This is a genomic window from Dokdonella fugitiva, assembly GCF_014138265.1.
In the GTDB taxonomy this organism is placed as follows: Bacteria; Pseudomonadota; Gammaproteobacteria; order Xanthomonadales; family Rhodanobacteraceae; genus Dokdonella_A; species Dokdonella_A fugitiva_A.
Genome location: NZ_JACGXL010000001.1, coordinates 77641 through 94589 on the forward strand (window position 1 = coordinate 77641; position 16949 = coordinate 94589).

Below are 16949 nucleotides of genomic sequence, written 5' to 3' on the forward strand. Positions count from 1 at the left end.
GCGTGCGAGGCCGCACGCCGGGCGCCCCTCTGTCCTTTTGCCTGAGAGTTTGGAAACCGGCTCGCGCGAGGCGGCGGCTTCGTGCCCCTTCGGCGCCGGCTCCGTCCCCGCAGGGCGGCCGGTCTCTCCAGAGTGTCCGTGCGCGGTGGTACAGGGCCTGAGCGATTACGGGCGTTTGCGCCTTCGGCAGCGGCGCCATGCGCCGCTTCTCCCACCGCGAACCGTGGACGCGCGAAGTATAGCGGGTTCCGCTCCCGCAATCGCGTCCGCGGGGGCCGGGGGCGGCGTTCTCCTTCGTCAGGGTGCGCGCCGGTAGACGATGAAGCCGGAGCGCTCGGCGACGTGGTCGTACAGGCGCCGGGCGACCGCGTTGGCCTCGTGCGTCTGCCAGTACACGCGTGCGCAGCCGGCGCGGCGGGCGAAGCCGCAGACGGCGTCGATGAGTGCGCTCGCGACGCCGCCGCCGCGCGCAGCCTGCAGCGTGTAGAGGTCCTGCAGGTAGCACGAAGAGGCGGTCGAGATCGTGCTCGCGTGGAGCACGCAATGGGCGAGGCCGAGCAGGTCGCGTTCGCGCTCGGCGACGAACGCATGCACGGGTTCGGCGGGATCGAGGAAACGTGACCACGTAGCCTGCGTCGTCGTCTCGTCGAGCGCGGTCTCGCCGCTGCGGCCGTAGAACGCGTTGTAGGCGTCCCAGAGCGGGCGCCAGCCGTCGTAGTCGTCGGCACGTACGGCGCGGAGGATCAGTTCGGGCATGCTGGCTCGGGATTTTCCGCCGTGGAACAAGCGGTTCGAGCACGACGTTCGCGTGGATCGCGAGGTTGGACAAGATCCAGTCCGCGCCAAACCATGGGCACCGCGGGCCGGGCGCCCGCTTGAAACCCGTGCCGCCACCCCCACGCTCCAAGGCAAGGAGGGGCCTACCATGTACGCCCGCATCAACCGCAGCAAGGTCGAAGCCGCGTCCGCGTGCTTCCCCGGCTGCCGGCCCGGCGCCGCGACATCGATCGCGTCGCCCATCGCCCGCGTCGCCACGACGCATGGCCGTCGCTGCCGCGACGGCGAACCCGGCAAACCCATCTAGCCGCCGAACCTAGCGCAGCGCCGCGCATCGGTCGATGCGCCGTGCGCGCTGCGCAGCCCGGATCCGTCCGCGCGGCCGTCGTGGCCACGCGTCCGGTGCGCGGCGCGATCGTCGCCGCGATCTCCCAAGGAGTACTTCCATGATGCAATTGGATGTCACGCTGATGCAGGGCCTCGCCGCCGCGGCGATCCTGCTCGGCCTGCTGCTGCTCTACTCGAGCATCGTGTACGTGCCGAACAATCGCGTCGGCGTGCTGGAACGGCTGTGGTCCACGCGCGGTTCGGTCGAGCAGGGCATCGTCGCGCTGAAGGGCGAAGCCGGTTACATGCCGGACCTGCTGCGCGGCGGCTTCCACGTGCTGTTCCCGTTCCAGTATCGCGTGCACAAGATCGACCTCGTGGTCGTGCCGCAGGGCGAGATCGGCTACGTGTTCGCGCGCGACGGCAAGCCGCTCGAGCCGGGCCAGTCGCTCGCCGGCAACGCGACCGCGGCCGAATTCGAGGACGTACGCGCGTTCCTCGCGCAAGGCGGCCAGAAGGGCCCGCAGCGCAAGGTGCTGCGCGAAGGCGTCTACGCGATCAACGCGACGCAGTTCGTCGTGCTCACGCGCGCGGTGACGTACGCGCTCGAACTCGCGCGCAGCGACGCCGACACGATCGTGGCGATGCGCACGCAGATCGAATCGCGCGACGGCTTCCATCCGATCGTGATATCCGACGCGAAGGACGTGCTCGGCGTCATGACCGTGCACGACGGCCCGGGCCTGCCGCCGGGCGAACTCATCGCGCCCGCGGTCGGCCAGGATCGCCGCGACGTCGCGCGCTACCAGAACCACTTCCAGGACGCCGACCGCTTCCTCGCCGCGGGCGGCTACCGCGGCCGCCAGTACCAGGTACTCGTCGACGGCACGTACTACGTGAACCGCCTGTTCGCGAGCGTCGAGTTCATCGAGAAGACGATGATCCCGATGGGCATGGTCGGCGTCGTCGTCAGCTTCACCGGCCGTCGCGGCGAGGATCGCAGCGGCGCCGAATACCAGCACGGCGAGCTCGTCGCGGAAGGCGAACGCGGCGTGTGGGAAGCGCCGATGATGCCGGGCAAGTACCCGTTCAACCGCTACGCGGGTTCGATCGTCAAGGTGCCGACGACGAACTTCATCCTGAAATGGGAGTCGGGCCAGTCCGGTTCCGATTTCGACCGCAACCTCAAGGAGATCTCGCTGATCACGCGCGACGCGTTCGAGCCGACCCTGCCGCTGTCGGTGGTCGTGCACATCGACTACAAGAAGGCCGCGCGCGTGATCCAGCGCTTCGGCGACGTGCAGAAGCTCGTCGAGCAGACGCTCGACCCGATGGTGTCGGCCTACTTCAAGAACACCGCGCAGACCAAGACGCTGATCGAGCTGCTGCAGCAGCGCGCGGACATCCAGGGACAGGCGCTCGCCGACATGAAGGAGAAGTTCGCGACCTACAACCTCGAGCTGCAGGAAGTGCTCATCGGCACGCCGCGTTCGGCTGCGGGCAACAACGACCAGATCGAGAACATCCTCGTGCAGCTGCGCGACCGCCAGGTCGCGCGCGAGCAGGTCGAGACCTACGCGCGCCAGGAGGAAGCCGCGATCAAGGAGCGCACCTTGCGCGAAGCGGAAGCGGTCGCCGAGCAGCAGAAGGGACTCACGCAGTCGCGCATCGCGATCGAGGTTGCCGAGAACAAGGGTCTCGCCGAAGTGAAGACGCAGACGCGGCAGGGCGAGGCCGACGCGGCGAAGATCCGCAGCGTCGCGGTCGCCGACGCCGAACGCATCCGTGCGATCGGTGCGGCCAACGCGAACCGCATCCAGCTCGAAGGCGAGGCGACCGCGCATGCGGCGCAGAAGCAAGTGGAAGCCTACGGCGGCCCGGAGATCCGCCTCGCGCAGGAAATCACCGCGCAGATCACCCGCGCGATCGCCGAGGCGAAGCTCGCGGTCGTGCCGCAGGTGCTCGTCGGCGGCGGTGACGGCCGCAACGCCAATGCGATCGAGGCGATCACCGCGATGGTGATGGCCGCGGGACAGGAGCTGCGCAAGCGCTCCAACGGCGAGGCGCCGCGCAGCGCCGCGTGAGTGCGTGGCGCGGCAGGTGGCGGCGCCGGTGCAATCCGGCGCCGCCGTCAGCGCGCGACGTGGTCGCGGAAGAAGTCGATGAAGTGGCGCACCTTTGCGGGCGGCTGGCGCGTCGCCGGGTAGACGAGGTGGATGCCGCCGCTCGGCAGCTGCCAGTCGGCGAGCACGCGCTGCAGCGTTCCGGCGGCGACGTCGGACTCGGTGGCGAAATCGGTGATCACGGACACGCCGCCGCCGCCGCGCAGCAGGCCGAGCAGCGCCTGCGGCGAGTTCGCCTGCGCGGTCGCGCGCACGCGCACCGTCGCGCTGCGGCCGCCTGCCTTGGCGAAGCGCCAGGTGAGCGGGCTGCGCAGCAGGCGCAGCGCGATCCAGCGGTGCGCGGCGAGCTGGTTGGGGCGTCGCGGCGTGCCCGCCTCGGCGAAGTACGCCGGTGAACCGACCACCCATTGCGCGAATTCGCCGAGCCGCACCGCGCGCATCGACGAATCGCGCAGCCAGCCGAAACGAACCGCGAGGTCGATGCGTTCGCCGACGAGGTCGAGCACGTCGTCGCTCGCGACGAGTTCGACGACGAGTCGCGGATGCGCGCGCTGGAATGCGGCGAGCGCCGGGCCGACGACGCTCGCCGCGTAGTCGGTCGGCGCGGTGATGCGCAGCGTGCCGCTCGGCTGCGACGCGGCTTCGTCGACGCCGCCGAGCGCACCGTCGAGGTCGCGCAGCAGCGGCGCGATCGTGTCGTACAGCCGGCGCCCCGCGTCGGTGAGTTCGACGCGGCGCGTCGTGCGCGTGAACAGCGCGCCGCCGAGTTCGCGCTCGAGCCGCGCGACGTGATGGCTGAGCTGGGTCTTGCCGGTCGCGAGGCGGTCGGCTGCGAGCGTGAAACCGCCGGCTTCGGCGACGGCGACGAACCAGCGCAGGCGATCGAGCGACGGCGGCTTCGAGCGATGCATCGGCGGCGGGCATTGTCCAATACGGATGCACAGATAATCACGTTTGTCCGGGTTTATCCAGCGTCGGGCGCGCTCCACACTGTGCGCCACCATCAACCGACGGAGATCACCATGAAGACCGTACTCATCGGCGCGACCGGCTACGTCGGCGGCGCCTTGCTCAAGGAACTGCTCGACCGCGGCCACAGCGTCGGCGCGATCGTTCGCGACGCCGCGCGCCTGCCGCCGCCGCAGCCGCGCCTGGCCGTGCTGAAGGCCGACCCGTTCGATCCGGCATCGATCGCGGCCGCGGTCGCCGGCCACGACGCGGTGATCAGCGCGTACAGCCCGGGCCTCGCCGATCCGCACCTGTACGAACACCATGTCGCCGCGATGACGGCGATCGTCGACGGCGTTGCGCGGTCGGGCGTCGAACGCCTGCTCGTCGTCGGCGGCGCCGGCACGCTCGAAGCGGCGCCGGGATTGCAGCTCGTCGATACGCCGGAGTTTCCGGCGCAGTGGAAGGCGACCGCACTCGCGACGCGCGAGAGCCTCGCCGTGCTGCGGCGGAGCGCGCTTCGCTGGAGTTTCCTCGCGCCGGCCGCGCACCTCGAGCCGGGCGAGCGGACCGGCCGCTTCCGCCTCGGCGACGGCGCGCTGCTCGTCGATGCCGACGGGCAGAGCCGGATCAGCCTGCAGGATTACGCGGTCGCGATGATCGACGAACTCGAGATGCCACGGCACGAGCGTCGCCTGTTCAATGTCGCGTACTGATCCGTTCCCCGGGGAGCCACCGCCGTGAAACTGCCGACCATCCGCCATCGCCACGTCGACGTCGACGGCGTGCGCGTGTTCTACCGCGAAGCCGGCCCGGCCGACGCGACGACGCTGTTGCTGCTGCACGGGTTCCCTTCCTCGTCGCAGCAGTTCCGGCGCCTCATCGATGCGCTCGGCACGCGCTGGCGCGTCGTCGCGCCGGACTACCCGGGCTTCGGACACAGCGACGCGCCGACACCCGCGTCGGCCGGTGGATCGTTCGCCTACACGTTCGATCGCCTCGCCGAAGTCATCGACGCGTTCTGCGCACGGCTCGGGCTCGGACGCTGCTTCCTCTACCTGTTCGATTTCGGCGGCCCGGTCGGCATGCGCCTCGCCGAGGCGCATCCGGAGCGCGTCGCCGGGCTGATCGTGCAGAACGCGAACACGTACGAAGAGGGGCTGAGCCCGATCGCGCGCGAGCTCGTCGCGATGCGCGCGGGCGTCGACGGCGCCGAGGACAAGCTCGCGGGCATCCTGACCGTGGCGATGACGCGGGCGCAGTACGAAGGCGGCGCCGCCGACATCGAGCACGTCGCCCCCGACGGCTGGCTGCTCGACCAGCATTTCCTCGACCGGGCCGGGCGCGCGCGCATCCAGATCGATCTCGCGCTCGACTATCACCGCAACGTCGAGCGCTATCCGGCCTGGCAGGCCTGGTTGCGCACGCATCGCCCGCCGATGCTGGTCGTCTGGGGGCGCAATGACGCGTTCTTCCTCGAACCCGGTGCGCGCGCCTATCTTCGCGACGTGCCCGATGCGGAACTGCACCTGTTCGACACCGGCCATTTCGCCCTCGAGGAGGAAGCGCCGCGCATCGCCGAACTCGTCGACGCGTTCCTCGAGCGCCATGCGGGATGAGCGGCCACGGGCCGTCGCGAGAACGCGTGGCGGTCGTGCCGGCCGTCGGCCAATCGCGCAACCGATGTAACGCCGGTTCGTGCAGACTGCGGACGCATGAGCATCTCGATACCGCTGAGGAAACCCGTCATGTCCGCGATTCCCGCTACGCTGCAACGCCCGATCGACTGGTTGCAGGTCTTCTTCGGTGGCCTGCTGATCGCCGCCGGCGACGCCGCGTTCGCGACGACCGTCTGGTTCAGCTGGGATGCGAGCGGCTTCACCAAGGTGTTCCAGTCGATCGCGGTCGGCGTGCTCGGCAAGGCGAGCTACGACGGCGGCGTGCCGACCGCGCTGCTCGGCGCCGCACTGCATCTGTTCATGGCGACGACGTTCGTGGCGATCTATACGCTCGTCGCGCGGCGCGTGCCGGGGTTGCTGCGCGGCATCGCGCTCAAGGGGCCGTTGTACGGCGTGGTGCTCTACATCGGCATGAATTTCGTCGTGATGCCGCTGTCGCGCGTGGGTCGCTCACCCTCGTTCACGCACCTCGACTGGATCTCGATGAGCGTGATCGCGCACATGGTGTTCGGTACGATCTGCGTGCTGTTCGCGCGCCGCGCATTGCGCTGGAACGGCTGAGCACGCGTCGCGCGATCGCCGCCGACGCCGTCGGCGGCGATCGATGCCGCGATCATTCACGGCTGCGGATCATTCGTCCTGTTCCCGCTGCGGCTTCTTCGAACCCGGATTCCGGTCGGTGCGGTTCGGTTGCTGCTCCTTCGCCTGCGAGTGGCGATGCTTGTCGTCCTGCTGGCCCGGCATCTTCTGGTGACCCGCCTGCGGATTCGACGGATTCGACTGCGGGTTGTACTGCTGACCCATGGTGGTGTCTCCTGCTTCAGGGGGACGACGACCCGATGGTCGCCGGCAGCGAGCTGCCCGACCGATCCTCCGCCCGCATGTCCGACTCGCGCATGAACCCCGCGCGTGCATTCATGTTGGTGTGAAAGACGTGTTTGCAGCGCGTGAAGACGATGTCGATTTCCGCGATCGCCGTTCGTCGTACCTGCATCGACGGCGAAATCCGACCGTCGGCGACCCGACCACGACCCGAGGAATCCACCATGCTCCGCATCGCGATCCGCAACACCCTGCTGCTGGCCGTACTGACCGCGACGAACACCGCGTTCGCTGCGCCGGCGACCTACACGCTCGATCCCGCGCACACGTTCCCGAGCTTCGAAGCCGACCACATGGGCATCTCCTACTGGCGTGGCAAGCTCGACGCGAATGCGGGCAAGGTCGTGCTCGATCGCGAGGCGAAGACCGGCAGCGTCGAGGTCACGATCGACCTCGCGAGCATCGACTTCGGCCTCGACAAGCTCGACGAGTGGGCGCGCGGCAAGGAGTTCTTCGACACCGCGAAATACCCGAAGGCGACGTACAAGGGCCGCCTCGGGCATTTCGTCGACGGCAAGCCGACCGAAATCGTCGGCACGCTCGACCTGCACGGCGTGCAGAAGCCGCTCACGCTCGCGATCGGCCGCTTCAAGTGCATTCCGCACCCGATCTACAAGCGCGAGCTGTGCGGCGCCGACGCGAGCGGATCGTTCGACCGCGCCGCGTTCGGGCTCGACGCGGGCAAGGACTACGGTTTCGACATGACGGTCGCGCTGCGCATCCAGGTCGAAGCGCTGCGCGACGAATGACACCGGTGCGCGCGGCGGATCGCCGCGCGCGTTCAACGCGCGGGAGCGGCGACCTTCACGCCGTCGTGGACCGGCTGCACTTCGACCGTTCCGGCGCCGCGCCGGAACACGCAGAGCACGAGCATGTCCTTCTTCGCGCCGGGCTTGCGGCCGCGCACGAGCAGGGCGGTGCCGATCTCGTCGGAGAACACCATGAGATCGCCTTCGGCGCGCGCGCGGCGCAGGCCGCTCGCCGCGAGGCAGTCGTGCACCACGCTGCGGTAGTGCTCGTCCCATGCCGCGGGAGCGCTCGCATCGGCGCTCGCCGCCCACGGCAACGCACCGAGAACCACCGCGAGGCGAAGGCGCGTCATCGCCGCGCGCCGTCGATCCACGCGGCGTAGCCGCGCAGGAAATCGCCGAGCTGCCGGCTGATTGCTTCGTCGCGGATCGCGCCGTTCTCGTCGAACACCTGCGTCGCGCGCGACACCATGAGCGTGCCGCCGGACCAGTGGCGCGCACCGAGCTTGCGCAGCACGGACAACCACGCGTTCTGCGAGAGGATCGTGCCGAAGCCGCCCTGCGACGCGCCGACCAGCGCGAACGGGCGATCGCCGAACACGCGCGCGATGTCCGCGGACGGGCGCGACAACCAGTCGATCGCGTTCTTGAACACGCCGGGGATACCGCTGTTGTACTCGGGTGTGACGAGCAGCACGCCGTCGCTCTCGACGATGCGCTGTTTGAGCTCCGTCACGGCCGCCGGCAAGCCTTCGCGCTGCTCCACGTCGCCGTCGTAGAGCGGGATGCCGTGCAGGGTCGCCGCGTCGAGCGTGACGTCGGGCACCGCGAGCGCCTGCGCGGCGCGCAGCAGCGCGGTGTTGTACGAATGGGCGCGCAGGCTGCCCGAAATACCGAGGATCTTCGTCATGCGACCTCCCTGTGGCGAGGCCGCCAGCATAGCGGCCGCGCGCCTCCCGGCACAGGCACGCGGTGGCGTAGACTGGCGCCGAGGAGGGGTGCGCCACCGATGAGGCATCCGGCAACCGGTCGGCACGACACGGGTGGGCCCGCCACACGCGGCCATCGCCAGGGCGCGCGTGGCGAACGCGCGACCCTGACCGAGATCCTCGCCGAAGTCTCCGCCGAAGCGCTGCAGGGCGAGACGCTCGAGGAGGTCCTGCAGCGCATAGTCGACTGCATCACGCGGCACCTGCCGGTCGCGATCGCGAGCATCATCCTGCTCAACGAGGAAGGTACGCACTTCGTGCAGGAAGTATGGGCCGGCAAGCTCGAGCTCGACCTGCCGTTCGGCATGCCGTGGCCGGTCGAACGCGGCGCGGCCGGACGCTGCGTGCGCGCCGGCGAAGCGCAGCTGATCGCCGACGTCGAATGCGACCCGGACTACGTTCCCGGCAACCCGCACGTGCGCTCGGAATACATCCTGCCGATCCGCCATCGCGCGCGCCTGCACGGCGTCCTCAACCTCGAGGCGACGCAGGCGGACTTCTTCGCGCTCGAGGTGCGTGCGATGTTCGACGCGGTCGCCTCGCAGATCGCCGGTACGATCCATCTCGCGCGCGTCGTGCGCGAACTCGAGCTCGCCAATCGCAAGCTCGAGCAGCTGTCGATGAGCGACGGCCTCACCGGCATCGCCAATCGCCGCTGCTTCGACCAGCGACTCGCCGAGGAATGGAGGCGTCATCTGCGCGACGGCCGCCCGCTCGCGCTGCTGCTCGTCGACGTCGACTGCTTCAAGCCGCTCAACGACGCCTGCGGCCACCTGTACGGCGACGAATGCCTGCGCGAGCTCGCGCGCCTGTCGAGCACGATGGTCGAGCGCGACGACGTGCTCGTCGCGCGCTACGGCGGCGAGGAACTCGCGCTGCTGCTGCCCGGCAGCGACCAGCGCGAAGCGCGGCGACGCGCCGAGCATCTGCGCCGGCGCGTCGAGAAGCTCGCGCTCGCGCATCCGACCTCGTCGGTCGCGCCGCACGTGACGGTCAGCGTCGGCGTCTGCGCGATGCGCCCGGGCGAAGCGCAATCGCCGGACGCGCTCATCGACGCGGCCGACCGCGCGCTGTACGCGGCGAAGGCGCGTGGGCGCAATCGCGTCGTCGTCGCACGCGCGCAGCCGCCGGTGACGACATGACGGTTGACGCGCGCCGTCGCCTGCGCGCGCCGCCGTTCGCCGGTATCCGCGCCCGTGCGCGGGTACCGGTGCCTGCGGCGATGCTCAGCCGTTGACCGCGGCCATGCCCGCCGCGGGGTAGCGCGTGCCTGCGACGACATGGCCGGCGAGCACGTCCTCGATCGTCCGCAGCTCCGCCGCGTCGAGGCGGATGAGTGCGGCGCCCGCGTTCTCGTCGAGGCGTTCGATGCGGCGCGTGCCGGGGATCGGCACGATATCTTCGCCGCGATGCAGCAGCCAAGCGAGCGCGAGCTGCGCGGGCGTGCAGCCGCGCGCCTGCGCGAGCGCGGTGACCGCGTTCACGAGGGCGAGGTTCCGGCCGAGGTTGGCGTCCTGGAACCGCGGGTTCTGCCGGCGCCAGTCGTTCGCGGCGAGCGCGCCGGTGTCCTGGATCGCGCCGGTGAGGAAGCCGCGGCCGAGTGGACTGTACGGCACGAAGCCGATACCGAGTTCGCGGCAGGTCGGCAGGATTTCCGCCTCGACGTCGCGCGTCCACAGCGAGTATTCGCTTTGCAGCGCGGCGATCGGATGCACCGCGGCGGCGCGGCGGATCGTCGCCGCGGAGGCTTCCGACAGGCCGAGATGGCGCACCTTGCCCGCTTCGACGAGGCGCGCCATCGCGCCGACCGTGTCCTCGATCGGCACGTTGCGGTCGACGCGGTGCTGGTAGTAGAGGTCGATGTGCTCGACGCCGAGGCGCTTCAGGCTCGCATCGCACGCGGCGGCGACGTATTCGGGACGGCCGTCGATACCGAGGTAGTCGCCGTTGGGCGCGCGCACGTTGCCGAACTTGGTCGCGAGCACGACCTCGTTGCGGCGGCGCTGCAGCACCTTCGCGAGCAGTTCCTCGTTGCGGCCGACGCCGTACATGTCGGCGGTGTCGAGGAAGTTCACGCCGATGTCGAGCGCGTGGTCGAGCACGGCGAGGTTGGTCGCTTCCTCGCTCGGTCCGTAGAAGTCGGACATGCCCATGCAGCCGAGGCCGATCGCGGATACGACGAGGCCTTGGCGGCCGAGGGTGCGGCGGGGGTAGTCGGGGGCGTTCATGGCGATCTCCACGGAAGGGAAGGGACGGCGCATACGCTAGTGCGGACGCCGTCCGGCGGCGTGCCGGATGCTCGCCGATTCTTGCCCGATCCTCCACGACTGCGACCTGCGCGCGTGCGCCCGCCGGCGCCGGCGGCATAATCGCCACCGTGTTCCCACTCCACGAATGCCCGATGAGCGACAAGTCCTCCAACGTCGTCGAAGCGCGCTCCGGGTTCGAGGCGCAGCAGGCCGAACTCGCCGACCGGATTGCCCGAAACACGGACGGCGACGGCGTGCACGACACCAAGGTCGCGGGCTTGAGTCTGGTCCGCGCGAGTTCGCCGTCGCAACCGATCGCCTGCGTCTACCACCCGAGCCTGTGCGTCGTCGTGCAGGGCCGCAAGCGTGCGCTGCTCGGCGACGAGATCTACGTCTACGACCCGCTGAACTACCTCGTCGTGTCGATGTCGATCCCGCTGGTGAGCCAGATCATCGAGGCGACACCGGCGCAGCCGTACCTGTGCCTGCGCATCGACGTCGAACCCAATCTCGTCAACGAGTTGCTCGTGCAGCTCGGCACCGCCGCGCCGGCGCGTGCGGGCGACGAGCGCGCGCTGTTCCTCGCGCGCACGAGCGCGCCGCTGCTCGATGCGGTGCTGCGCCTCGTGCGCCTGCTCGACGCGCCCGCGGAAGCGGCCGTGCTCGCGCCGCTCGCGCTGCGCGAGATCCACTACCGCGTGCTGCTCGGCGAACTCGGCCAGCGCCTGCGCAGCCTGTGCGAAGTCGACGGCCCTTCGCAGCGCGTCGCGCGCGCGATCGAACTGCTGAAGGTGCGCTACACCGAGCCGTTGCGCATCGAGGAACTCGCCGCGGCCGCGCACATGAGCGCGTCGTCGCTGCACCAGCGCTTCCGCGCGGCGACCGCGACGACGCCGTTGCAGTACCAGAAGCAGCTGCGCCTGCAGGAGGCGCGTCGGCTCATGCTCGTCGAGGGGCTCGAGGCGGCCGCGGCGGCGCACCGCGTCGGCTACGAGAGTCCGTCCCAGTTCAGCCGCGAATACCGGCGCCTGTTCGGTGCGCCGCCGCGGCGCGAGGTCGCGGCGAAGCGCGTCGCCGGCGAGTATTGAGATCCTGCCGTTGCAGTCGGCGACGGCACGCGCTGTGCGGGGGGCGAGCCGCTGGCGGCGAGTTCCGCCGACGCGGCGTCACGACCACGGTGCTCAGGCCACGCCGCCAGGCTGGCGCAGCAGGCGTTCGGCGCGATGCGGCACGCGCGTCGCCGCGAGATCGTGCGGCGTCGCGTTCTTCGCGCCGATGCCCTGCGCGAGTTCGATGCCCGCGCTCGCATAGCAGTGCTGCACGAACGCGGAGCAGTACAGCGAGCCCTCGCGTGCGAGCAGGTTAGCGCGCGAGCGCAGGCCAGGTCGCGCCAGCGATAGTGCGGTACCGATGATCTCGCGCAGCGAATAGCGCGTCGCGTCGGCGAGCAGGTCGAGCGCGGTGGCGAGCACGCGCCCGGTCCGTCCGGCGTCGAGGCCGAAGTCGAGCACGGCGAGGTTCGGCCATTCGTCGGCGTCGTAGAACTTCGCGAGGCGGTTTTCCTGCGCACCGAGGCGCACTTGCTTGTGGCGCAGGTCGAGGTCCGATTCGAGGACCCACCAGTGGCCGTCGCTGCGCCGTTCGCCGATCAGGAACGCGTGCGACCACGCACTGCCGGCCGCGTCCGCGGCGAGGCCGCGCTGCGCCTTGCGGATCGTGCGGTCGATCGGATGGTTGCCGCCGGCGAGGCCGATGCGCGCCGGGGCGGCGTGGCGGAGCAGGAATTCGGCGTTGCCGGGGCTCGCGGCGGAAGCGGTCGGTGGCATGCGGGGCAGTCGTGCGCGGAGCGCGCATTCTATGCGCCCGGCGCGTGGTTTCGCTTGGCGTCGGGCGGTCGCCAGCGCGCACGCCGCCGGCTATGCTTCGCGTTCGCGTGCAGGCCCGTCGCGAGGGGCCTGCACGCCCGCACGGATTTCGAGGTGAACCTGATGACCGATACGCTGCCCGACCGCTTGTGCGTCAATCCGAAGAGCCCCCATTACGACGAAACGCTGCTGACGCGCGGCATCGGCATCCGCTTCAACGGCAGGCAGCGCATGGACGTCGAGGAGTACTGCGTCAGCGAAGGCTGGATCCGCGTCGCCGCGGGACGCGCGCGCGATCGGCACGGCAACCCGATGACGATCAAGCTGAAAGGCGAGGTCGAGCCGTTCTTCCTCGAAGCCCAGGAGGCACCGTGAAGTTCCTCATGCTCGTGTACACCGACGATGCGATGTTGCAGGAATTGCCGGAAGGCGAATACGACCGCCTCATGCACGGCTGCATCACGCACGCCGACGAACTCAAGGGTGAGGGCAAGCTGCTCGAATCGCAGCAGCTCGAAGCGGGCAACACGGCGAAATCGCTGCGCGTGCGCAATGGCCGTGCGAGCGTCGTCGACGGCCCGTTCGCCGAAACCAAGGAGATCCTCGGCGGCTTCAACCTCATCGAGGCGGCCGACATCGACGAAGCCGTGCGCATGGCGATGGAGTTTCCGTGGGCGCGCTTCGGTTGCATCGAGCTGCGCCCAGTGCGCGACTTCGACCAGGTGCGCGAGCGCGTCGGCGCCTGAGCTTCAGACGTCGCGGCGCATGCCCGGTTGCGACAGCGCGACGTCGACGCCGTAGCGGCGGGTGAGCTCGGACGCGAGCACGCCGCGTGCAGGATCTTCCCCGTGCACGAGTACGACCGGCGGTCGCGAGGCACCGGCGGCGTACCAGGCGAGCAGGCCGTGCTGGTCGGCATGCGCGGACAAGCCGCCGACCGTATGGATGCGCGCGCGCACCTCGATCTCCTCGCCGAACAGGCGGACGCGCTTGACGCCGTCGACGAGCAGGCGGCCGAGCGTGCCGCGCGCCTGGTAGCCGACGAAGATCACGTGCGCGCCACGCTGCGCGAGGTTGTTGGCGAGGTGGTGGCGCACGCGGCCGCCGTTGGCCATGCCCGAGCCGGCGATGATGATCGCGCCACCGCGCAGGCGGTTGATCGCCTTGCTGTCGTCGACGCTTTCGGCGACGTGCAGGTTCGGCAGCGCGAACGGGCGGATGCGGCCGCGCCAGACCTTCGCCGCTTCCGCGTCGAACAGTTCCTCGTGCCGGTCGTACACGGCCATCACCTTCGCCGCCATCGGGCTGTCGAGGAAGACGCGCCAGTGCGCGAGGTTCCAGTCCTCGTAGTGCGCGGCGAACCAGTACAACAGTTCCTGGCTGCGCCCGACCGCGAATGCGGGGATCACGACGTTGCCGCCGTCGTCGTGCGCCTCGGCGAAGATGCGCCCGAGTTCGGCGACGGTGGCGAGGCGTTCCTTGTGGTTGCGGTCGCCGTAGGTCGATTCCATCAGCAGCAGGTCCGCGCGCGGCGGCGGCTCCGGATCGCGCAGGATCGGCGTGGCCGTCATGCCGATGTCGCCGGAGAACACCAGCGTGCGCGGCGCAGCGCCTTCTTCGCGCAGTTCGACGATGCTCGAACCGAGGATGTGGCCAGCGTCGTGCAGGCGGACGCCGACGCCGGGCAGGATCTCGTGCAGCTCGTGGTAAGGCAGGGGGCGCAGGCGCTTGCGCGCGGCTTCGACGTCCTCGCGCGTGTAGAGCGGCTCGACCTCGGGCTCGCCGTCCGCGCGGTCGCGGTTCGCGCGTTCGGCGCTCTGTTCGGCCAGCGAGGCGGCATCGAGCAGCATGACCGGCAGCAGGTCGCAGGTCGCCTGCTGCGCCCAGATCGATCCGCGGAAACCGCGCTTGACGAGCAGCGGTACGCGCCCGATATGGTCGATATGGGCATGGCTCAGCACGAGCGCATCGATCGCGGCCGCGTCGAAATCGAACGGCGCGAGGTTGCGCGCCTCCGCTTCGCGGCTGCCCTGGATCATGCCGCAGTCGAGCAGCACGCGCCGGCCCGCGATTTCGACGAGATGGCACGATCCGGTGACTTCGCCGCCTGCGGCACCGTGGAACTGGATCTGCATGCGCGGCTCCGGCGTGAATGCGTCGCGACAGTAGCAGCAGCGCCGAAGGCTGCGCCAGCCGGACCTGCGTTACGCTGCGGCCGCGTCATCGCGGATGCGAGCGAGGCGAGTGCATGACGCCAGGCGACGACCCGCGGCCGCGGCGGCCGCCCGAGCCCGATCCCGCCGACTGCTGCGGCGGCGGCTGCGTGCGCTGCATCTACGACGTGCACGAGGACGCGCTCGAGCGCTACGAGAGGGCGCTCGCCGAATGGCTCGCGCGCCACCCGGATCCGCGGGACGAAGCCGACACCTGAACCGCGCGTCGTGCGCGCGGACGCCGTCCGGGTCGATCCGCAGCAGCAGTCGTGGCAAAGCGCAAGGGTGTGTAAAGTCATGGGTCGCGTGGGCGCGTCCTTTGCTAGGATCGAACGGTTATCCGTACGGAGTTTCCCCATGAAGAAGACCCTTGCGTGCGCGATCGCGCTCGCCCTGCCGGTGCTCGCCGCTGCGGCCGATGCGCCCCGATTCGATCCCAAGCGCCTGTCGGACGAGGTCAAGGTATTGTCCTCGGATGCGTTCGAGGGTCGCGGTCCCGCCACGGCGGGCGAGACGAAGACGGTCGAGTACGTCGTCGCGCAGATGAAGGCCGCAGGTCTTTCGCCCGGCGGCGACCTCAAGGACGGCCAGCGCGGGTGGACGCAGGCGGTGCCGCTGCTGCGCGCCGAGATCAGCGGCCAGCCGAAGCTGTCGGTCAGCCACGGCGGCAAGGCGCAGGCGCTCGCGCAGGGCACCGAGATCGCGGTGCGCGCGCCGCTCAACGGCGCCAAGTCGGTATCGATCAAGGACGCGCCGCTCGTGTTCGCCGGCTACGGCGTGAAGGCGCCGGAGCGCAACTGGGATGACTTCAAGGGACTCGACCTCAAGGGCAAGGTCGCGGTCGTGCTCATCAACGATCCCGATTTCGAAAGCGGCAAGGGCGACTTCGGCGGCAAGGCGATGACGTACTACGGTCGCTGGACCTACAAGTACGAGGAAGCCGCGCGCCGCGGCGCCGCGGGCCTGCTGATCGTGCATGAGACCGATCCGGCGTCGTACGGTTGGGCGACGGTGAAGAACTCGAACACGAACACGATGTTCGACATCGTGCGCGACCATCCGGAAAGCGAACACGTGCCGGTCGAAGGCTGGATCACGCGCGAGTTCGCGGTCGACCTGTTCAAGCGCAGCGGCCTCGATTTCGCCACGCTGAAGAAGCAGGCGCAGACGCGCGACTTCAGGCCGGTCGAACTCAAGGGCTCGACGTTCTCGGCCGACTACGCGGTCGACAGCAAGGTGATCACCTCGCAGAACATCGTCGGCCGCATCGAAGGCGCGACGCGTCCGGACGAAACCGTGATCTACAGCGCGCACTGGGACCATCTCGGCGTCGGCGAGCCGGACGCGAAGGGCGACCGCATCTACAACGGTGCGGTCGACAACGCGACCGGCACGGCCGCGCTCATCGAGATGGGCCGAGCGTTCGCGAGCGGCCCGAAGCCGCAGCGTTCGGTCGTGTTCCTCAACGTGACCGCGGAGGAGAAGGGCCTGCTCGGCTCCGAATACTATTCGGCGAAGCCGCTGTACCCGCTCGCGAAGACGGTCGCCGTCATCAATACCGACGCCCTCGGTCCGGAAGGCGTCGCGCGTAACTTCTCGACCTCGGGCAGCGCGAAGTCGGACCTGCTGGACGAACTCGTCTCGGACGCCAAGGGCTTCGACCTTTCCTACGTCACCGACCAGCATCCGGAAGCCGGGCATTTCTTCCGTTCCGATCACTTCCCGTTCGCCAAGCGCGGCGTGCCGGCGCTCTCGTACGAATCCGGCAACGACCTCGTCGTCGGCGGCATCCAAGCGGGCGAGGCGTCGGGCAAGGACTACGTGGAGAACCGCTACCACCAGCCCGCCGACGAATGGCAGGCGAAGTGGACGTTCGCGGGGATGGCGCACGACCTGCCGCTGCTCTACAAGCTCGGCAACGACCTCGCGAACTCGACGCGCTGGCCGAACTGGGCGCAGGACTCCGAGTTCCGTGGCACGCGTGACGCGAGCGCAGCGGAGCGCAAGTAGCCCGTACGATCGCGATCGACGTTCGAAGCAGACGGCCACCGCGAGGTGGCCGTCCTGTTTCCGGCTCCGCACGGAAGCGGCAGGCATCTGCGCGCAGACGAGCGGATGGAAGCGAAGCACCTGTCGAGGGCACGCATT

General features: G+C 69.8%; 19 protein-coding genes and 2 riboswitches. Of the genes, 11 read left to right on the forward strand and 8 right to left on the reverse strand.

Translation table 11 applies throughout. The features are described from left to right. Positions 1–27 precede the first annotated feature (27 nt). Positions 28–133: riboswitch (glycine riboswitch) on the reverse strand. Positions 134–136: 3 nt separating this feature from the next. Then, positions 137–224, reverse strand: a riboswitch (glycine riboswitch). 73 nt (positions 225–297) lie between these two features. Further along, complete coding sequence (locus FHW12_RS00300; protein WP_182528997.1) at positions 298–756, reverse strand: GNAT family N-acetyltransferase; 459 nt, start codon at positions 754–756, stop codon at positions 298–300. 467 nt (positions 757–1223) lie between these two features. Between FHW12_RS00300 and FHW12_RS00305 the strand changes: the two genes are divergently transcribed. Beyond that, positions 1224–3188 carry an SPFH domain-containing protein gene (locus FHW12_RS00305; RefSeq protein ID WP_182528998.1) on the forward strand — a complete coding sequence of 655 codons (1965 nt, stop codon included), beginning with the start codon at positions 1224–1226 and terminating at the stop codon, positions 3186–3188. Between the two features lie 47 nt (positions 3189–3235). Here the strand turns inward: FHW12_RS00305 and FHW12_RS00310 are convergent, their stop codons facing one another. Continuing rightward, positions 3236–4138, reverse strand: a complete 903-nt coding sequence (locus FHW12_RS00310) for a LysR family transcriptional regulator (RefSeq protein WP_182528999.1) — start codon at positions 4136–4138, stop codon at positions 3236–3238. Positions 4139–4249: 111 nt separating this feature from the next. On the opposite strand from FHW12_RS00310, the gene FHW12_RS00315 reads away from it, so the two are divergent. From FHW12_RS00315 to FHW12_RS00325, 3 genes are all read left to right on the forward strand, one after another. After that, positions 4250–4891: an NAD(P)-dependent oxidoreductase gene (locus FHW12_RS00315; protein ID WP_182529000.1), complete on the forward strand. Its 642-nt coding sequence runs from the start codon at positions 4250–4252 to the stop codon at positions 4889–4891. Between the two features lie 24 nt (positions 4892–4915). After that, positions 4916–5794 carry an alpha/beta fold hydrolase gene (locus tag FHW12_RS00320; RefSeq protein ID WP_182529001.1) on the forward strand — a complete coding sequence of 293 codons (879 nt, stop codon included), beginning with the start codon at positions 4916–4918 and terminating at the stop codon, positions 5792–5794. Positions 5795–5923: 129 nt separating this feature from the next. Next, positions 5924–6415: a hypothetical protein gene (locus tag FHW12_RS00325; protein ID WP_182529002.1), complete on the forward strand. Its 492-nt coding sequence runs from the start codon at positions 5924–5926 to the stop codon at positions 6413–6415. Between the two features lie 69 nt (positions 6416–6484). Here the strand turns inward: FHW12_RS00325 and FHW12_RS00330 are convergent, their stop codons facing one another. After that, the gene (locus tag FHW12_RS00330) at positions 6485–6658 is read right to left on the reverse strand and encodes a hypothetical protein (protein WP_182529003.1); all 174 of its coding nucleotides are present in this window, start codon (positions 6656–6658) and stop codon (positions 6485–6487) included. A 242-nt stretch (positions 6659–6900) separates the two neighbouring features. Here FHW12_RS00330 and FHW12_RS00340 point away from each other — a divergent pair, with 242 nt between their 5' ends. Beyond that, positions 6901–7485, forward strand: a complete 585-nt coding sequence (locus FHW12_RS00340) for a YceI family protein (protein WP_182529005.1) — start codon at positions 6901–6903, stop codon at positions 7483–7485. A 32-nt stretch (positions 7486–7517) separates the two neighbouring features. On the opposite strand, the gene FHW12_RS00345 is transcribed toward FHW12_RS00340, so the two are convergent. Together FHW12_RS00345 and FHW12_RS00350 are read right to left on the reverse strand one after the other, a co-directional pair. Beyond that, positions 7518–7838: a hypothetical protein gene (locus FHW12_RS00345; protein ID WP_182529006.1), complete on the reverse strand. Its 321-nt coding sequence runs from the start codon at positions 7836–7838 to the stop codon at positions 7518–7520. After that, entirely contained in the window at positions 7835–8395 is a 561-nt protein-coding gene (locus FHW12_RS00350) for an NADPH-dependent FMN reductase (protein WP_182529007.1), read from the reverse strand. Before FHW12_RS00350 ends, FHW12_RS00345 begins: the two co-directional genes overlap by 4 nt. Before the next feature lie 99 nt (positions 8396–8494). On the opposite strand from FHW12_RS00350, the gene FHW12_RS00355 reads away from it, so the two are divergent. Beyond that, a complete protein-coding gene (locus FHW12_RS00355) occupies positions 8495–9616 on the forward strand; it encodes a sensor domain-containing diguanylate cyclase (RefSeq protein ID WP_182529008.1) in 1122 nt (373 codons plus the stop codon). Positions 9617–9700: 84 nt separating this feature from the next. Here FHW12_RS00355 and FHW12_RS00360 read toward each other — a convergent pair whose 3' ends face one another. After that, entirely contained in the window at positions 9701–10702 is a 1002-nt protein-coding gene (locus FHW12_RS00360) for an aldo/keto reductase (protein ID WP_220484271.1), read from the reverse strand. A 173-nt stretch (positions 10703–10875) separates the two neighbouring features. On the opposite strand from FHW12_RS00360, the gene FHW12_RS00365 reads away from it, so the two are divergent. Then, a complete protein-coding gene (locus FHW12_RS00365) occupies positions 10876–11811 on the forward strand; it encodes an AraC family transcriptional regulator (RefSeq protein ID WP_182529009.1) in 936 nt (311 codons plus the stop codon). A 93-nt stretch (positions 11812–11904) separates the two neighbouring features. On the opposite strand, the gene FHW12_RS00370 is transcribed toward FHW12_RS00365, so the two are convergent. Continuing rightward, a complete protein-coding gene (locus FHW12_RS00370) occupies positions 11905–12549 on the reverse strand; it encodes a hypothetical protein (protein WP_182529010.1) in 645 nt (214 codons plus the stop codon). Positions 12550–12711: 162 nt separating this feature from the next. Between FHW12_RS00370 and FHW12_RS00375 the strand changes: the two genes are divergently transcribed. Next, positions 12712–12963, forward strand: a complete 252-nt coding sequence (locus FHW12_RS00375; RefSeq protein WP_182529011.1) for a DUF3297 family protein — start codon at positions 12712–12714, stop codon at positions 12961–12963. After that, positions 12960–13334, forward strand: a complete 375-nt coding sequence (locus tag FHW12_RS00380; protein WP_182529012.1) for a YciI family protein — start codon at positions 12960–12962, stop codon at positions 13332–13334. The genes FHW12_RS00375 and FHW12_RS00380 overlap by 4 nt, the downstream gene beginning before the upstream one ends. 3 nt (positions 13335–13337) lie before the next feature. On the opposite strand, the gene FHW12_RS00385 is transcribed toward FHW12_RS00380, so the two are convergent. Beyond that, the gene (locus FHW12_RS00385; RefSeq protein ID WP_182529013.1) at positions 13338–14723 is read right to left on the reverse strand and encodes an MBL fold metallo-hydrolase RNA specificity domain-containing protein; all 1386 of its coding nucleotides are present in this window, start codon (positions 14721–14723) and stop codon (positions 13338–13340) included. A 113-nt stretch (positions 14724–14836) separates the two neighbouring features. Between FHW12_RS00385 and FHW12_RS00390 the strand changes: the two genes are divergently transcribed. Together FHW12_RS00390 and FHW12_RS00395 are read left to right on the forward strand one after the other, a co-directional pair. Further along, positions 14837–15019 (forward strand): oxidoreductase-like domain-containing protein, encoded by a 183-nt coding sequence (locus FHW12_RS00390; protein WP_182529014.1) that lies wholly within the window; start codon positions 14837–14839, stop codon positions 15017–15019. Between the two features lie 139 nt (positions 15020–15158). Beyond that, the gene (locus FHW12_RS00395; RefSeq protein ID WP_182529015.1) at positions 15159–16811 is read left to right on the forward strand and encodes a M28 family metallopeptidase; all 1653 of its coding nucleotides are present in this window, start codon (positions 15159–15161) and stop codon (positions 16809–16811) included. The last annotated feature ends 138 nt before the right edge of the window (positions 16812–16949 follow it).